This window comes from Burkholderia pyrrocinia, from assembly GCF_018417535.1.
Lineage (GTDB): Bacteria > Pseudomonadota > Gammaproteobacteria > Burkholderiales > Burkholderiaceae > Burkholderia > Burkholderia pyrrocinia_E.
In genome coordinates, this window is record NZ_CP070977.1 from 2,803,686 (window position 1) to 2,816,985 (window position 13,300).

At 60.2% G+C, this 13,300-nt stretch carries 23 protein-coding genes; all 23 read right to left on the reverse strand.

The annotated features are described in order from the left end of the window. Positions 1–14: 14 nt before the first annotated feature. The gene (rplO, locus tag JYG32_RS12990; RefSeq protein ID WP_059759907.1) at positions 15–449 is read right to left on the reverse strand and encodes a 50S ribosomal protein L15; all 435 of its coding nucleotides are present in this window, start codon (positions 447–449) and stop codon (positions 15–17) included. 26 nt (positions 450–475) lie between these two features. Next, positions 476–658, reverse strand: a complete 183-nt coding sequence (rpmD, locus tag JYG32_RS12995) for a 50S ribosomal protein L30 (RefSeq protein ID WP_006400644.1) — start codon at positions 656–658, stop codon at positions 476–478. Positions 659–673: 15 nt separating this feature from the next. Next, positions 674–1,192, reverse strand: coding sequence for a 30S ribosomal protein S5 (gene rpsE / locus JYG32_RS13000; protein WP_006482895.1), 519 nt, complete (start codon positions 1,190–1,192; stop codon positions 674–676). 14 nt (positions 1,193–1,206) lie between these two features. Next, entirely contained in the window at positions 1,207–1,572 is a 366-nt protein-coding gene (gene rplR / locus JYG32_RS13005) for a 50S ribosomal protein L18 (RefSeq protein ID WP_006477183.1), read from the reverse strand. Between the two features lie 12 nt (positions 1,573–1,584). Continuing rightward, the gene (rplF, locus tag JYG32_RS13010) at positions 1,585–2,115 is read right to left on the reverse strand and encodes a 50S ribosomal protein L6 (protein ID WP_006477184.1); all 531 of its coding nucleotides are present in this window, start codon (positions 2,113–2,115) and stop codon (positions 1,585–1,587) included. A gap of 18 nt (positions 2,116–2,133) precedes the next feature. Next, positions 2,134–2,529, reverse strand: a complete 396-nt coding sequence (rpsH, locus tag JYG32_RS13015; RefSeq protein WP_034183605.1) for a 30S ribosomal protein S8 — start codon at positions 2,527–2,529, stop codon at positions 2,134–2,136. A 14-nt stretch (positions 2,530–2,543) separates the two neighbouring features. Further along, positions 2,544–2,849, reverse strand: coding sequence for a 30S ribosomal protein S14 (gene rpsN, locus JYG32_RS13020; RefSeq protein ID WP_006482884.1), 306 nt, complete (start codon positions 2,847–2,849; stop codon positions 2,544–2,546). 7 nt (positions 2,850–2,856) lie between these two features. Next, a complete protein-coding gene (gene rplE / locus JYG32_RS13025) occupies positions 2,857–3,396 on the reverse strand; it encodes a 50S ribosomal protein L5 (protein WP_006477186.1) in 540 nt (179 codons plus the stop codon). 16 nt (positions 3,397–3,412) lie between these two features. Then, the gene (gene rplX / locus JYG32_RS13030) at positions 3,413–3,721 is read right to left on the reverse strand and encodes a 50S ribosomal protein L24 (RefSeq protein ID WP_006477187.1); all 309 of its coding nucleotides are present in this window, start codon (positions 3,719–3,721) and stop codon (positions 3,413–3,415) included. Positions 3,722–3,730: 9 nt separating this feature from the next. Then, positions 3,731–4,099: a 50S ribosomal protein L14 gene (gene rplN / locus JYG32_RS13035; RefSeq protein ID WP_006482918.1), complete on the reverse strand. Its 369-nt coding sequence runs from the start codon at positions 4,097–4,099 to the stop codon at positions 3,731–3,733. Between the two features lie 309 nt (positions 4,100–4,408). Continuing rightward, positions 4,409–4,681 carry a 30S ribosomal protein S17 gene (gene rpsQ, locus JYG32_RS13040; RefSeq protein ID WP_047899582.1) on the reverse strand — a complete coding sequence of 91 codons (273 nt, stop codon included), beginning with the start codon at positions 4,679–4,681 and terminating at the stop codon, positions 4,409–4,411. After that, positions 4,678–4,872, reverse strand: a complete 195-nt coding sequence (gene rpmC / locus JYG32_RS13045; RefSeq protein ID WP_006400652.1) for a 50S ribosomal protein L29 — start codon at positions 4,870–4,872, stop codon at positions 4,678–4,680. The genes rpsQ and rpmC overlap by 4 nt, the downstream gene beginning before the upstream one ends. Before the next feature lie 9 nt (positions 4,873–4,881). After that, positions 4,882–5,298: a 50S ribosomal protein L16 gene (gene rplP, locus JYG32_RS13050; protein WP_006752927.1), complete on the reverse strand. Its 417-nt coding sequence runs from the start codon at positions 5,296–5,298 to the stop codon at positions 4,882–4,884. Positions 5,299–5,300: 2 nt separating this feature from the next. Then, on the reverse strand, positions 5,301–6,101 hold the full coding sequence (rpsC, locus tag JYG32_RS13055) for a 30S ribosomal protein S3 (protein ID WP_006482899.1): 801 nt from the start codon (positions 6,099–6,101) through the stop codon (positions 5,301–5,303). An 11-nt stretch (positions 6,102–6,112) separates the two neighbouring features. Continuing rightward, positions 6,113–6,442 (reverse strand): 50S ribosomal protein L22, encoded by a 330-nt coding sequence (rplV, locus tag JYG32_RS13060; protein ID WP_007730533.1) that lies wholly within the window; start codon positions 6,440–6,442, stop codon positions 6,113–6,115. A 12-nt stretch (positions 6,443–6,454) separates the two neighbouring features. Continuing rightward, positions 6,455–6,730, reverse strand: coding sequence for a 30S ribosomal protein S19 (rpsS, locus tag JYG32_RS13065; protein WP_004199273.1), 276 nt, complete (start codon positions 6,728–6,730; stop codon positions 6,455–6,457). Between the two features lie 10 nt (positions 6,731–6,740). Continuing rightward, positions 6,741–7,568 carry a 50S ribosomal protein L2 gene (gene rplB, locus JYG32_RS13070; protein ID WP_006482900.1) on the reverse strand — a complete coding sequence of 276 codons (828 nt, stop codon included), beginning with the start codon at positions 7,566–7,568 and terminating at the stop codon, positions 6,741–6,743. Between the two features lie 2 nt (positions 7,569–7,570). Further along, positions 7,571–7,885, reverse strand: coding sequence for a 50S ribosomal protein L23 (gene rplW / locus JYG32_RS13075; protein WP_004199275.1), 315 nt, complete (start codon positions 7,883–7,885; stop codon positions 7,571–7,573). Next, positions 7,882–8,502, reverse strand: coding sequence for a 50S ribosomal protein L4 (rplD, locus tag JYG32_RS13080; RefSeq protein WP_011350675.1), 621 nt, complete (start codon positions 8,500–8,502; stop codon positions 7,882–7,884). Before rplD ends, rplW begins: the two co-directional genes overlap by 4 nt. Continuing rightward, positions 8,502–9,152: a 50S ribosomal protein L3 gene (rplC, locus tag JYG32_RS13085; RefSeq protein WP_006482922.1), complete on the reverse strand. Its 651-nt coding sequence runs from the start codon at positions 9,150–9,152 to the stop codon at positions 8,502–8,504. Before rplC ends, rplD begins: the two co-directional genes overlap by 1 nt. 177 nt (positions 9,153–9,329) lie before the next feature. Then, complete coding sequence (gene rpsJ / locus JYG32_RS13090) at positions 9,330–9,641, reverse strand: 30S ribosomal protein S10 (RefSeq protein WP_004199280.1); 312 nt, start codon at positions 9,639–9,641, stop codon at positions 9,330–9,332. Positions 9,642–9,927: 286 nt separating this feature from the next. Further along, positions 9,928–11,118, reverse strand: a complete 1,191-nt coding sequence (gene tuf, locus JYG32_RS13095; protein WP_011350666.1) for an elongation factor Tu — start codon at positions 11,116–11,118, stop codon at positions 9,928–9,930. Positions 11,119–11,157: 39 nt separating this feature from the next. Continuing rightward, positions 11,158–13,260 (reverse strand): elongation factor G, encoded by a 2,103-nt coding sequence (gene fusA, locus JYG32_RS13100; protein WP_174383385.1) that lies wholly within the window; start codon positions 13,258–13,260, stop codon positions 11,158–11,160. Positions 13,261–13,300: the final 40 nt, after the last annotated feature.

Here is a 13,300-nt window from a genome sequence, read left to right on the forward strand (position 1 = left end):
ACGCGCTACGCGTGTCACTCGGCGAACGAACCGCCAGCCGCTTCGATCGCAGCGCGCGCACCCTTGGTGGCACCGAGACCCTTCACGACGATCTTGCGCTTCAGTTCGCCCGTCGCGATGATCTTTGCGCTCTTCGTCAGCTCGCCGACCAGGCCGGCTTGCTTCAGTGCGAGCAGATCGACTTCATCGACCGGCAGCTTCTCGAGGTCGCCCAGGCGCACTTCACCGACGAATTCCTTCGTCAGCGACGTGAAGCCGCGCTTCGGCAGACGACGTTGCAGCGGCATCTGACCGCCTTCGAAACCGACTTTGTGAAAGCCGCCCGAACGCGATTTCTGACCCTTGTGACCACGGCCAGCCGTCTTGCCGAGGCCCGAACCGATGCCACGACCGACGCGACGCTTGGCGTGCTTGGCGCCAGCGGCCGGCTTCAGGTTATTCAATTCCATATCAACTCCTTGATCCGTAGGGCCGCTTACGCGATGACCTTAACGAGGTACGAGACCTTGTTGATCATGCCGCGGACCGCCGGCGTGTCCTGCAGCTCGCTGACCGAGTTGAGTCGGCGCAGGCCCAGGCCACGCACGGTCGCGCGGTGCGATTCGCGGGTCCCGATCAGGCTCTTAACGAGCTGAACCTTGACAGTTTTTTCAGACATGGTGACCACCCGGGCTTAGCCCAAAATTTCTTCGACGGACTTGCCGCGCTTCGCCGCGATGTCTGCCGGGGTGGACTGCTTGCGCAGGCCGTCCAGCGTGGCGCGAACGAGGTTGTACGGGTTCGTCGAACCGTGGCTCTTCGCCACAACGTTCTGAACGCCCATCACGTCGAACACTGCGCGCATCGGGCCGCCGGCGATCACGCCCGTACCTGCCTTCGCCGGAGCGAGGAGGACGGCCGAGGCGCCGTGCTTGCCATGCACTTCGTGCTGCAGCGTGCCGTTCTTGAGCGGCACCTTGAACATGTTGCGGCGAGCTTGTTCCATTGCCTTCTGGACAGCGACCGGCACTTCCTTCGCCTTGCCCTTGCCCATACCGATGCGGCCATCACCATCGCCGACCACGGTCAGTGCGGCGAAGCCGAGAATACGGCCACCCTTCACGACCTTGGTCACGCGGTTGACCGAAATCATCTTTTCACGAAGGCCGTCGTCGCGCTCGTCAGCCTGAACTTTCGCTTGCATCTTTGCCATGACGAATTCCTTCCTTAGAACTTGAGCCCAGCTTCGCGAGCTGCCTCAGCCAGCGCTTTCACGCGGCCGTGGTAGCGGAAGCCCGAGCGGTCGAAGGCGACGGATTCGATGCCGGCGGCCTTTGCCTTCTCGGCAATACGCTTGCCGATCAGCGTCGCGGCGTTAACGTTACCGCCCTTGCCCGACTTGTCGGCGAGCTCGGCGCGCACTTCTGCCTCGAGCGTCGACGCGCTGGCGAGCACCTTGGTGCCGCACGGCGAGAACACTTGAGCGTAGATGTGCGTGTTCGTGCGATGCACGGCGAGACGCGCGACCTGCAGCTCAGCGATCTTGATACGCGTCTGGCGAGCGCGGCGCAGGCGAGATTGAGTCTTATCCATGATTGCGCACCCTTACTTCTTCTTCGTTTCTTTGAGGATCACAACCTCGTCGGCATAGCGCACGCCCTTGCCCTTGTAGGGCTCCGGCGGACGGTAACCGCGAACTTCCGCAGCTACTTGACCGACTTGTTGCTTGTTGATCCCCTTGATCACGATTTCGGTTTGCGTCGGGGTTTCAGCCTTGACGCCTTCCGGCATCTGGTGCACCACCGGGTGCGAGAAACCCAGCGACAGGTTCAGCTTGTCGCCTTGCGCTTGCGCACGATAACCGACGCCAACCAGCGTCAGCTTGCGCTCGAAACCCTTGGTCACGCCGTGCACGGCATTCGCGATAATCGCGCGCATCGTGCCCGACAGTGCATTTGCTTCGCGGCTTTCGTCCACCGGCGACAGGTTCAGCGTGCCGTCGTTGTTCGCCACGTTCACGAGCGGATTGATCGCTTGCGTGATGGTGCCCAGCGGGCCCTTGACGGTGATTGCACCGTCGGCCAGCTTGACTTCCGCGCCTTGCAGCGCGATCGGGCTCTTACCTACTCGAGACATGTTTCTCTCTCCTCGGCTTTAAGCGACGTAGCAGATGACTTCGCCGCCGACGCCGGTAGCGCGCGCCTTGCGGTCGGTCATCACGCCCTTCGGCGTCGACACGATTGCCACGCCGAGGCCATTCATGACCTGCGGAATGTCGTTACGGCCGCGGTAGACGCGCAGGCCAGGCTTCGACACGCGCTCGAGGCGTTCGATGACCGGACGGCCAGCGTAGTACTTCAGCGCGATGTTCAGTTCTGCCTTCGCGCCTTCAGCCTTCACCGCGAAATCGTCGATATAACCTTCGTCCTTCAGGACTTGCGCGATTGCAACCTTGACCTTCGACGAGGGCATCGCGACCGATACCTTCTCGACCATCTGCGCGTTGCGGATGCGAGTCAGCATATCGGCGATAGGATCACTCATGCTCATTTACGTTTCTCCTATTACCAGCTCGCCTTGGTCAGGCCAGGAATCTCGCCACGGAATGCGATTTCACGAATCTTGTTACGCGCGAGGCCGAATTTACGGAACGTGCCACGCGGACGGCCCGTGATCGCGCAGCGGTTACGCTGGCGGGTCGGGTTTGCGTTGCGGGGCAGTTGCTGCAGCTCCAGGCGTGCTTCGTAGCGCTCTTCTTCCGACTTGCTTTGGTCTTCGACGATCGCCTTCAGCGCTTCGCGCTTTGCTGCGAACTTCGCGACCAGGCGGGCGCGCTTCTTTTCACGTTCGATCAGTGCCAGTTTAGCCACGGTAACCTCAGTTTCTGAACGGGAACTTGAAGCTGGCGAGCAGAGCCTTTGCTTCGTCGTCGGTCTTCGCAGTGGTCGTGATGCTGATGTTCAGCCCACGCAGTGCGTCGATCTTGTCGTAATCGATTTCGGGGAAAATGATCTGCTCTTTCACACCGATGTTGTAGTTGCCACGGCCATCGAAAGCACGACCCGACACGCCGCGGAAGTCGCGCACGCGCGGCAGTGCGACGGTCACGAAGCGGTCGAGGAATTCGTACATCGCCTGGCCGCGCAGCGTCACCATCGCGCCGATCGGGTAGCCCTGGCGGATCTTGAAGCCTGCGATTGCCTTGCGTGCCTTCGTCACGACCGGCTTCTGACCAGCGATCTTCGTGAGGTCGCCAACGGCGTTCTCGATGATCTTCTTGTCAGCGATCGCTTCGCCAAGACCCATGTTCAGCGTGATCTTGGTGATGCGCGGCACTTCCATGACCGACTTGTAACCGAACTTCTCGATCAGGCCGGGCACAACCTTTTCTTTGTAAAACTCTTGAAAACGAGCCATTTTTTACTCCGCTGCGTCAGGCGCTCAGTACGGCACCGGTCGTCTTCAGGAAGCGAACCTTCTTGCCTTCCTCGACCTTGATGCCAACACGCGACGCCTTGCCATTCGCGTCGACCAGTGCGACGTTCGAAATATGCAGGGGCATCGTCTTCGCTTCCACGCCGCCCGTCGTACCCTTCATCGGGTTCGGCTTCACATGCTTCTTGACGAGGTTGATACCTTCAACCGTCACATGTTCAGCACCGACAGCCAGCACGACGCCGCGCTTGCCCTTGTCCTTGCCAGTGACGACGATCACTTCGTCACCTTTGCGAATCTTGTTCATCGCGACTCCTTACAGCACTTCCGGCGCCAGCGAAACGATCTTCATGAATCGTTCGCTACGCAGCTCACGCGTCACCGGCCCGAAGATACGGGTGCCGATCGGCTCGAGCTTGTTATTCAAAAGCACAGCGGCGTTGCCGTCGAACTTGATCAGCGAGCCGTCTTGACGGCGCACGCCCTTAGCGGTGCGAACCACTACGGCGTTGTAGATTTCGCCTTTCTTCACGCGCCCGCGCGGCGTTGCCTCTTTGACGCTCACCTTGATGATGTCGCCAATGCCGGCATAACGACGCTTCGAGCCGCCGAGCACCTTGATGCACAGGACTTCACGTGCACCCGTGTTGTCGGCTACTTCGAGCCGAGATTCGGTCTGGATCATGGTTTGTCTTTCCCAACTTAATCCGGATGCACCACCATGATGCATTCGGTCAGTCTTGGTCCCGTCAGCCAATCGGCTGCTTGGGTTGGAACAGCAGCGACGGCAAACGAAACCCGCCATCGCAATTCGGTGAATCTTTCAGACAGGCTGGCGCCAGTCCGCTTCCCCCACCAATTTCGCCCGCGACGGGGCTCCCATAAAGAGGGAAGACCAGGATTATAACAAATAACCCTGGTCACGCAAGCAAAAACTTTGCGATTTCAAGCACTTCGTGGAGAAGTGCTTGTTACTGCCTACTGCACTGCCCGCTTAGATGACGCGAGCTGCTTCGACGAGGCGCGACACCGCCCAGGCCTTCGTCTTCGAAACAGGACGAGTTTCCTGGATTTCGACGAGATCGCCTTCGTTGCAGGTGTTCGCTTCATCGTGCGCGTGGTACTTCTTCGAGCGCACGACATACTTGCCGTAGATCGGATGCTTGACGCGGTGCTCGATCAGCACGGTGACGGTCTTGTCCATCTTGTTGCTGACGACCCGACCGACCAGCGTCCGCTTCAGCGAGGTTTTCACGCTATCGTTCATTTCTGGTTCGCCTTCTGAGTCATGACGGTCCGCACACGTGCGATGTCGCGACGAACCTTCTTCAGCTGGCTCGTGTTCGTGAGCTGCTGGGTCGCGAGTTGCATGCGCAGGCCGAATTGCGCCTTCAGCAGGTCCGCCAGCTCCTTGTTGAGCGCGGCCTGGTCTTTCTGGAGAAGTTCGGAAGCCTTCATATTTTCTCCTTAGGCGCCGAGCTGGCGCACGATGAACGCCGTCTTCAGCGGCAGCTTGGCTGCAGCCAGACGGAACGCTTCGCGTGCCAGTTCTTCGGTTACGCCGTCCATTTCATAGAGCATCTTGCCCGGCTGAATCTCGGCGACGTAGTACTCCGGGTTACCCTTACCGTTACCCATACGCACTTCGGCCGGCTTCTGCGAAATCGGCTTGTCCGGGAAAATCCGGATCCAGATGCGGCCGCCACGCTTGATGTGACGCGTCATTGCACGACGCGCCGCTTCAATTTGACGTGCGGTCAGACGACCGCGACCGATCGCCTTCAGGCCGAAATCACCGAACGACACTGCGTTGCCGCGCGTCGCCTTGCCGGTGTTACGACCCTTCTGCTCTTTACGATACTTCCTGCGTTTCGGTTGCAGCATCGTTATTCTCCAGTCTTGCCGTCTTCGGGCTTGCCGGCGCCACGGCGCGGTGCGCCACGGCGAGCACCCGGAGCGCCGCCTTCGCCATCACGGCGCGGACGACGGTCGCCCGGACGCGCATTGCGACGCGGACGCTTGTCTTCGGCTACTTCTTCCACCACCGGCGCGTCATTGCGGCCGAGCGTGTCGCCCTTGTACACCCACACCTTGACGCCGATGATCCCGTAGGTCGTCTTCGCTTCCGAAGTCGCGTAGTCGATGTCGGCACGCAGCGTGTGAAGCGGCACGCGACCTTCGCGATACCACTCCGTACGTGCGATTTCGATACCGTTCAGACGGCCTGCGCTCATGATCTTGATGCCCTGAGCACCCAGACGCATCGCGTTCTGCATCGCACGCTTCATCGCGCGACGGAACATGATCCGGCGCTCGAGCTGTTGCGTGATCGAGTCAGCGATCAGTTGCGCATCGGTTTCCGGCTTGCGGATCTCTTCGATGTTGACGTGAACCGGAACGCCCATGCGGCGTTGCAGTTCCGTCTTCAGCTGTTCGATATCCTCGCCCTTCTTGCCGATGACGACGCCCGGACGCGAGCTGTAAATCGTGATGCGCGCGTTCTTTGCCGGACGCTCGATGACGACCCGACCGACCGAAGCGTTCTTCAGCTTCTTCTTCAGGTATTCACGAACACCGATGTCTTCCTGCAGCATCGCCGCGAAATTGTTGTTGTTCGCGTACCAACGCGAAGCCCAATTACGGCTGACAGCCAGGCGGAAGCCAGTCGGATGAATTTTCTGTCCCATCGTATGGCTCCTTAATTCCCGACCGTCACAGTGATGTGACAGGATTGCTTCTCGATGCGGTTACCGCGGCCCTTGGCGCGCGCGGTGAAACGCTTGAGCGATGCAGCCTTGTCGACGTAGATGCTCGTGATCTTGAGCTCGTCGATATCGGCGCCTTCGTTGTGCTCCGCATTCGCGATTGCCGACAGCACAACCTTCTTCACGATGCCAGCCGCCTTCTTCGGCGAGAACGTCAGAACGTTCAGCGCCTTGTCGACCGGCAAACCGCGGATCTGGTCAGCCACAAGGCGCGTTTTTTGCGCCGAGATGCGGGCACCGCGATGAATTGCTTTCACTTCCATCTTGATTGCCCCTTATTTCTTGGCCTTCTTGTCGGCTGCGTGACCCTTGAACGTACGGGTCAGTGCGAACTCGCCAAGCTTGTGGCCGACCATGTTTTCCGAGATGTACACCGGAACGTGTTGACGGCCGTTGTGAACAGCGATCGTCAGGCCGATGAAATCCGGCAGAATCGTCGAGCGACGCGACCAGGTCTTGATCGGCTTTTTGTCGCGCGAAGCTGCAGCCGCCTCAACTTTCTTCAGCAAATGGGCGTCGCAGAACGGACCTTTTTTAACAGAACGTGCCATTGCCTACTCCTTAACGCTTGTGACGGCGCTGGACGATCATCGTCGTCGTGCGCTTGTTGCTGCGGGTGCGGTAACCCTTAGCCGGCGTACCCCACGGGCTCACCGGGTCGCGACCTGCAGCCGTCTTGCCCTCACCACCACCGTGCGGGTGATCGACCGGGTTCATCGCAACGCCACGCACCGTCGGGCGGATACCGCGCCAGCGGTTCGCGCCAGCCTTGCCGATCTGGCGCAGGCTATGCTCTTCGTTGCCGACTTCACCGATCGTTGCACGGCACTCGATGTGCACGCGGCGGATTTCGCCCGAACGCAGGCGAACCTGCGCGTAGACGCCTTCGCGCGCCAGCAGCATGGCCGACGTGCCAGCCGAACGCGCCATTTGCGCGCCCTTGCCCGGCAGCATCTCGATGCAGTGGATCGTCGTACCGACCGGAATGTTGCGGATCGGCAGCGTGTTGCCTGCACGGATCGGCGCTTCCGAACCCGACATCAGCTGTTGGCCGACGGTCAGGCCCTTCGGGGCGATGATGTAGCGACGCTCGCCGTCTGCGTAGAGCACCAGCGCGATGTTTGCGCTGCGGTTCGGGTCGTACTCGAGACGCTCGACCTTTGCCGGGATGCCATCCTTCGTGCGACGGAAATCGACGATACGATAGTGCTGCTTGTGACCACCGCCCTTGTGGCGCGTGGTGATGCGGCCGTTGTTGTTACGGCCGGCGGTCGAGCTCTGCGAGTCGAGCAGTGCCGCGAACGGCTTGCCCTGGTGCAGATTCTTGTTGACCACCTTGACCATCGCGCGGCGACCCGGCGAAGTCGGTTTAACTTTAACGATTGCCATGATTACTTGGCCTCCGCTTCAAAGTTGATTTCCTGGCCGGGCTTCAGGCAAACGTACGCCTTCTTCACGTCCTTGCGGCGGCCCATCGAACGGCCAAAGCGCTTCTGCTTGCCCTTCTGAACCAGCACGTTGACGGAGTCAACTTCAACCTTGAACAGCAGCTCGACAGCCGCCTTCACTTCCTGCTTCGTGGCATCCGGCGCGACTTCGAACACGACTTGCTCGTTCTTGTCGGCAACCAGCGTCGCCTTTTCCGAGATCACCGGTGCGAGCAGGACCTGCATCAAACGATGATCGTTCTTGCGAATCTCGCTCATGACAGCAACTCCTCGATCTGGGCGACCGCAGCCTTCGTGACCAGCACTTTCTTGAAGTAGATCAGCGACAGCGGGTCAGCGTAGCGCGGCTCGACAATTGCCACGTGCGGCAGGTTGCGCGAAGCCAGGTACAGGTTTTCGTCAACCGTGTCGGTAATGATCAGCACGGAGTCGAGACCCATGGTCTTGAATTTTTCGGCCAGCAGCTTGGTCTTCGGCGCTTCGAGGATGATGTCCTCGACGACCGACAGACGGCCTTCACGGGCCAGCTGCGAGAAGATCGAGCAGAGACCTGCGCGATGCATCTTCTTGTTGACCTTGTGCGAGAAGTTTTCTTCCGGCGAATTCGGGAAGATACGACCACCGCCACGCCACAGCGGGCTCGACGACATACCGGCACGAGCGCGGCCCGTACCCTTCTGGCGCCACGGCTTCTTGGTCGTGTGCTTGACCTGCTCGCGGTCCTTCTGCGCGCGGTTACCCTGGCGAGCATTCGCCTGGTAAGCGACGACGACCTGGTGGATCAGCGCTTCGTTGTAGTCACGACCGAACACGACGTCCGATGCGTTGACCACTGCACCTTCCTGACCATTTTCGTTCAGGAGCTTGAGTTCCATTATTTCGCCCCCTTGGTCTTGACGGCCGGCGTCACAAAAACCTTGCCGCCCTTCGCGCCCGGAATCGCGCCCTTGACGAGCAGCAGCTTGCGCTCTGCGTCGATACGAGCGATTTCGAGGTTCTGCACCGTCACCGTCACGTCACCCATGTGACCCGTCATGCGTTTACCCGGGAACACGCGACCCGGATCCTGCGCCATACCGATCGAGCCCGGCACGTTGTGCGAGCGCGAGTTACCGTGCGTGGCACGGCCGGAGGAGAAGTTGTAACGCTTGATCGTACCGGCGTAGCCCTTACCGATCGACACGCCTTGCACGTCGACCTTCTGGCCCACTTCGAAAAGATCTGCACCGACCACGGCGCCATTCGACAGCTCGGCTGCCTTGGCCGCGTCAATGCGGAATTCCTTGAGGATTTCACCGGCTTCAACACCGGCTTTGGCGAGATGACCTGCCAGCGGCTTCGTCACGCGCGATGCGCGGCGGGAGCCGAATGCAACCTGCACGGCCGTGTAGCCGTCGGTTTCAACAGTCTTGATCTGCGTCACGCGGTTGTCCGACACGTCCAGCACGGTGACGGGAATCGAATCCCCTTCCGCCGTGAAGATACGGGTCATGCCAACCTTGCGACCTACGAGTCCAAGGCTCATCATTTTCTCCATTCCCGACTGCGATTGGTCGGGGCTGATTTACAAAATGCCGGGCACGCAAGGCCCAACTTTTTTACGCGAATACGCGAAAAGCCAAGCAGTATAGCCCGATTCTTCGTTTTCCGCAAGCAATCAAAGACTTAGCGCCGCCCGGCAAGCCGATCGACGCTGGAAGCCTTACTGCAGCTTGATTTCCACGTCGACGCCAGCCGGCAGATCGAGCTTCATCAGCGCGTCAACCGTCTTGTCGGTCGGATCGACGATGTCCATCAGGCGCTGGTGGGTGCGGATTTCGAGCTGATCGCGCGACGTCTTGTTGACGTGCGGCGAACGCAGGATGTCAAAACGCTGAATGCGCGTCGGCAGCGGCACCGGGCCACGGACGATTGCGCCAGTCCGCTTCGCGGTATCGACGATCTCGGCAGCCGATTGATCGATCAGACGATAGTCGAAAGCCTTCAGGCGAATGCGGATTTTCTGTTGCTGCATGACGATTCCTTGAAAAGAGCGAGGCGATGTTGCATCGCCGAACATCAAAAGAACGTGAAACATGACGCCTGCGGGGAGCGAGGCACCAGGTTCCGGACGGTACTTCCACTGCTAAGCCCGCGATTCTACACGAAATTGTGGAACGGTGGTGTGGCTTTCTCACCTCATGCAACGCGGTACCGGAAAAACAAAACCGGGTGCCAGCGCAAGCTGGACACCCGGTTTCGACGGTACAACCGCATACCGCGGAATCGCGGACCCCGTCGGGATCCGCGGATCGTCGACCTTACTCGATGATCTTGGCGACGACGCCGGCGCCGACGGTACGGCCACCTTCGCGGATTGCGAAGCGCAGACCTTCTTCCATCGCGATCGGCGCAATCAGCTTCACCGTGATCGACACGTTGTCGCCCGGCATCACCATTTCCTTGTCCTTCGGCAGCTCGATCGAGCCCGTCACGTCCGTCGTACGGAAGTAGAACTGCGGACGGTAGTTGTTGAAGAACGGCGTGTGACGGCCGCCTTCGTCCTTGCTCAGCACGTACACTTCAGCCGTGAAGTGCGTGTGCGGCGTGATCGAACCCGGCTTCGCCAGAACCTGGCCACGCTCCACGTCTTCACGCTTCGTGCCGCGCAGCAGGATACCAACGTTGTCGCCTGCCTGACCTTGGTCCAGCAGCTTGCGGAACATTTCAACGCCCGTGCAGGTCGTCTTCACCGTCGGCTTGATACCGACGATTTCGATTTCTTCGCCGACCTTCACGATGCCGCGCTCGACACGACCCGTCACCACCGTACCACGGCCCGAGATCGAGAACACGTCTTCCACCGGCATCAGGAACGCGCCGTCAACTGCACGCTCCGGCGTCGGGATGTACGTGTCCAGCGCATCGGCCAGGCTCATGATCGCCACTTCGCCCAGCTCGCCCGTGTCGCCTTCCAGCGCCAGCTTCGCCGAACCCTTCACGATCGGCGTGTCGTCGCCCGGGAAGTCGTACTTCGACAGGAGTTCGCGAACTTCCATCTCGACCAGCTCGAGCAGTTCAGCGTCGTCCACCATGTCGCACTTGTTCAGGAACACGATGATGTACGGAACGCCAACCTGACGCGCCAGCAGGATGTGCTCACGCGTTTGCGGCATCGGGCCGTCTGCTGCCGAGCAAACCAGGATCGCGCCGTCCATCTGCGCCGCGCCCGTGATCATGTTCTTCACATAGTCAGCGTGGCCCGGGCAGTCGACGTGTGCGTAGTGGCGGTTTGCCGTTTCGTACTCGACGTGTGCCGTGTTGATCGTGATGCCGCGCGCCTTTTCTTCCGGCGCCGCGTCGATCTGGTCGTATGCCTTCGCTTCGCCGCCGAACTTCTTCGTCAGCACCGTCGTGATCGCTGCCGTCAGCGTCGTCTTGCCGTGGTCAACGTGACCAATCGTACCAACGTTCACGTGCGGCTTGGTCCGCTCGAATTTACCTTTTGCCATGATTCTCTTCTTTCAAAAATAATCGATTGTGATAGCGAATTACTTCGACTTCGCGCTGATGATCGCTTCTGCAACGTTCTTCGGAGCTTCAGCGTAGTGCTTGAACTCCATCGTGTACGTTGCGCGACCCTGCGTCAGCGAACGCAGCGACGTGGAATAGCCGAACATTTCCGACAGAGGCACTTCGGCGCGCACGATCTTGCCGCCGCCCACCATGTCGTCCATGCCCTGGATAATGCCGCGACGACCCGACAGGTCGCCCATCACGTTACCCATGAAGTCTTCCGGCGTTTCCACTTCCACGGCCATCATCGGTTCGAGCAGAACCGGATCCGCGCGGCGCATCGCTTCCTTGAACGCCATCGAACCAGCCATGCGGAACGCATTTTCGTTCGAGTCGACGTCGTGGTACGAACCGAACGTCAGCGTGACCTTCACGTCGACGACCGGGAAGCCTGCCAGCACGCCGCTCTTCAGCGTTTCCTGGATACCCTTGTCAACCGACGGAATGTATTCGCGCGGGATCACGCCGCCCTTGATCGCGTCGATGAACTCGTAGCCCTTGCCCAGTTCGCTGCGCTCGAGCGTAATGACCGCATGGCCATACTGACCACGGCCGCCCGACTGCTTGACGAACTTGCCTTCGACGTCCGCGGCCGACTTGCGAATGGTTTCGCGGTACGCCACCTGCGGCTTGCCGACGGTCGCTTCCACGCCGAATTCACGCTTCATCCGGTCGACGAGAATTTCGAGGTGGAGCTCGCCCATACCCGAAATGATCGTTTGACCCGATTCTTCGTCGGTCTGCACGCGGAACGACGGATCTTCCTGAGCGAGACGGTTGAGCGCCAGGCCCATCTTTTCCTGGTCAGCCTTCGTCTTCGGCTCGACTGCCTGCGAAATCACCGGCTCCGGGAAAATCATGCGCTCGAGCACGATCGGATGAGCCGGATCGCACAGCGTGTCGCCCGTGGTCGCTTCCTTCAGGCCGACCGCAGCAGCGATGTCGCCCGCGCGAACTTCCTTGATTTCTTCGCGCTGGTTCGCGTGCATCTGCAGAATACGGCCGAGACGTTCCTTCTTGTCCTTGGTCGCATTGAGCAGCGTGTCGCCCGAATTGACAACGCCCGAGTAGACGCGGAAGAAGATCAGCTGGCCGACGAACGGGTCGGTCATGATCTTGAACGCGAGTGCCGAGAACTTCTCGTCGTCGGCAGCACGGCGCTCCGTCTTCTCGCCATTTTCGAGCTCGCCCGTAACCGGCGGAATGTCGACCGGCGACGGCAGGAAATCGATCACGGCGTCGAGCATGCGCTGCACGCCCTTGTTCTTGAACGCGGTACCGCACAGCATCGGCTGGATTTCGCACGCGATCGTACGGTCGCGCAGACCCTTCACGATCTCGGCTTCGGTCAGTTCGCCCGCTTCCAGATACTTGTTCATCAGGTCTTCGTTCGACTCGGCAGCCGCTTCGACCATCTTTTCACGCCATTCGTTGCACGTGTCGACGAGTTCCGCCGGGATGTCGACGTAGTCGAACTTGGTACCTTGCGACGCCTCGTCCCAAATGATCGCCTTCATCTTGATCAGGTCGACGACGCCCTTGAAGCCTTCTTCCGCGCCGATCGGCACCACGACCGGAACCGGGTTTGCCTTCAGGCGCAGACGGAGCTGGTCGTAGACCTTGAAGAAGTTCGCGCCGGTACGGTCCATCTTGTTGACGAACGCGAGACGCGGCACCTTGTACTTGTTCGCCTGGCGCCACACCGTTTCCGACTGCGGCTGCACGCCGCCCACTGCGCAGTACACCATGCACGCGCCGTCGAGCACGCGCATCGAACGCTCCACTTCGATCGTGAAGTCGACGTGGCCCGGGGTGTCAATGATGTTGATGCGGTGTTCCGGATAGTTGCCGCCCATGCCCTTCCAGAAGGCCGTGGTAGCAGCGGACGTGATCGTGATGCCACGCTCCTGTTCCTGCTCCATCCAGTCCATCGTGGCTGCGCCGTCGTGGACTTCACCGATCTTGTGGTTCACACCGGTGTAAAACAGAATGCGCTCGGTCGTCGTCGTTTTGCCGGCGTCGATGTGAGCGCTAATACCGATATTGCGGTAGCGCTCGATAGGAGTCTTGCGAGCCACTTTGATCCTCTACTGGGATGACGCGATGCAGCCCTGCTGC

What these genes read in the sequence shown, in the direction of transcription:
- rplO (WP_059759907.1), bottom strand. Translation starts at nt 449, where the DNA reads ATGGAATTGAATAACCTGAAGCCGGCCGCTGGCGCCAAGCACGCCAAG.
- rpmD (WP_006400644.1), bottom strand. Translation starts at nt 658, where the DNA reads ATGTCTGAAAAAACTGTCAAGGTTCAGCTCGTTAAGAGCCTGATCGGG.
- rpsE (WP_006482895.1), bottom strand. Translation starts at nt 1,192, where the DNA reads ATGGCAAAGATGCAAGCGAAAGTTCAGGCTGACGAGCGCGACGACGGC.
- rplR (WP_006477183.1), bottom strand. Translation starts at nt 1,572, where the DNA reads ATGGATAAGACTCAATCTCGCCTGCGCCGCGCTCGCCAGACGCGTATC.
- rplF (WP_006477184.1), bottom strand. Translation starts at nt 2,115, where the DNA reads ATGTCTCGAGTAGGTAAGAGCCCGATCGCGCTGCAAGGCGCGGAAGTC.
- rpsH (WP_034183605.1), bottom strand. Translation starts at nt 2,529, where the DNA reads ATGAGCATGAGTGATCCTATCGCCGATATGCTGACTCGCATCCGCAAC.
- rplE (WP_006477186.1), bottom strand. Translation starts at nt 3,396, where the DNA reads ATGGCTCGTTTTCAAGAGTTTTACAAAGAAAAGGTTGTGCCCGGCCTG.
- rplX (WP_006477187.1), bottom strand. Translation starts at nt 3,721, where the DNA reads ATGAACAAGATTCGCAAAGGTGACGAAGTGATCGTCGTCACTGGCAAG.
- rplN (WP_006482918.1), bottom strand. Translation starts at nt 4,099, where the DNA reads ATGATCCAGACCGAATCTCGGCTCGAAGTAGCCGACAACACGGGTGCA.
- rpsQ (WP_047899582.1), bottom strand. Translation starts at nt 4,681, where the DNA reads ATGAACGATAGCGTGAAAACCTCGCTGAAGCGGACGCTGGTCGGTCGG.
- rpmC (WP_006400652.1), bottom strand. Translation starts at nt 4,872, where the DNA reads ATGAAGGCTTCCGAACTTCTCCAGAAAGACCAGGCCGCGCTCAACAAG.
- rplP (WP_006752927.1), bottom strand. Translation starts at nt 5,298, where the DNA reads ATGCTGCAACCGAAACGCAGGAAGTATCGTAAAGAGCAGAAGGGTCGT.
- rpsC (WP_006482899.1), bottom strand. Translation starts at nt 6,101, where the DNA reads ATGGGACAGAAAATTCATCCGACTGGCTTCCGCCTGGCTGTCAGCCGT.
- rplV (WP_007730533.1), bottom strand. Translation starts at nt 6,442, where the DNA reads ATGGAAGTGAAAGCAATTCATCGCGGTGCCCGCATCTCGGCGCAAAAA.
- rpsS (WP_004199273.1), bottom strand. Translation starts at nt 6,730, where the DNA reads ATGGCACGTTCTGTTAAAAAAGGTCCGTTCTGCGACGCCCATTTGCTG.
- rplB (WP_006482900.1), bottom strand. Translation starts at nt 7,568, where the DNA reads ATGGCAATCGTTAAAGTTAAACCGACTTCGCCGGGTCGCCGCGCGATG.
- rplW (WP_004199275.1), bottom strand. Translation starts at nt 7,885, where the DNA reads ATGAGCGAGATTCGCAAGAACGATCATCGTTTGATGCAGGTCCTGCTC.
- rplD (WP_011350675.1), bottom strand. Translation starts at nt 8,502, where the DNA reads ATGGAACTCAAGCTCCTGAACGAAAATGGTCAGGAAGGTGCAGTGGTC.
- rplC (WP_006482922.1), bottom strand. Translation starts at nt 9,152, where the DNA reads ATGAGCCTTGGACTCGTAGGTCGCAAGGTTGGCATGACCCGTATCTTC.
- rpsJ (WP_004199280.1), bottom strand. Translation starts at nt 9,641, where the DNA reads ATGCAGCAACAGAAAATCCGCATTCGCCTGAAGGCTTTCGACTATCGT.
- tuf (WP_011350666.1), bottom strand. Translation starts at nt 11,118, where the DNA reads ATGGCAAAAGGTAAATTCGAGCGGACCAAGCCGCACGTGAACGTTGGT.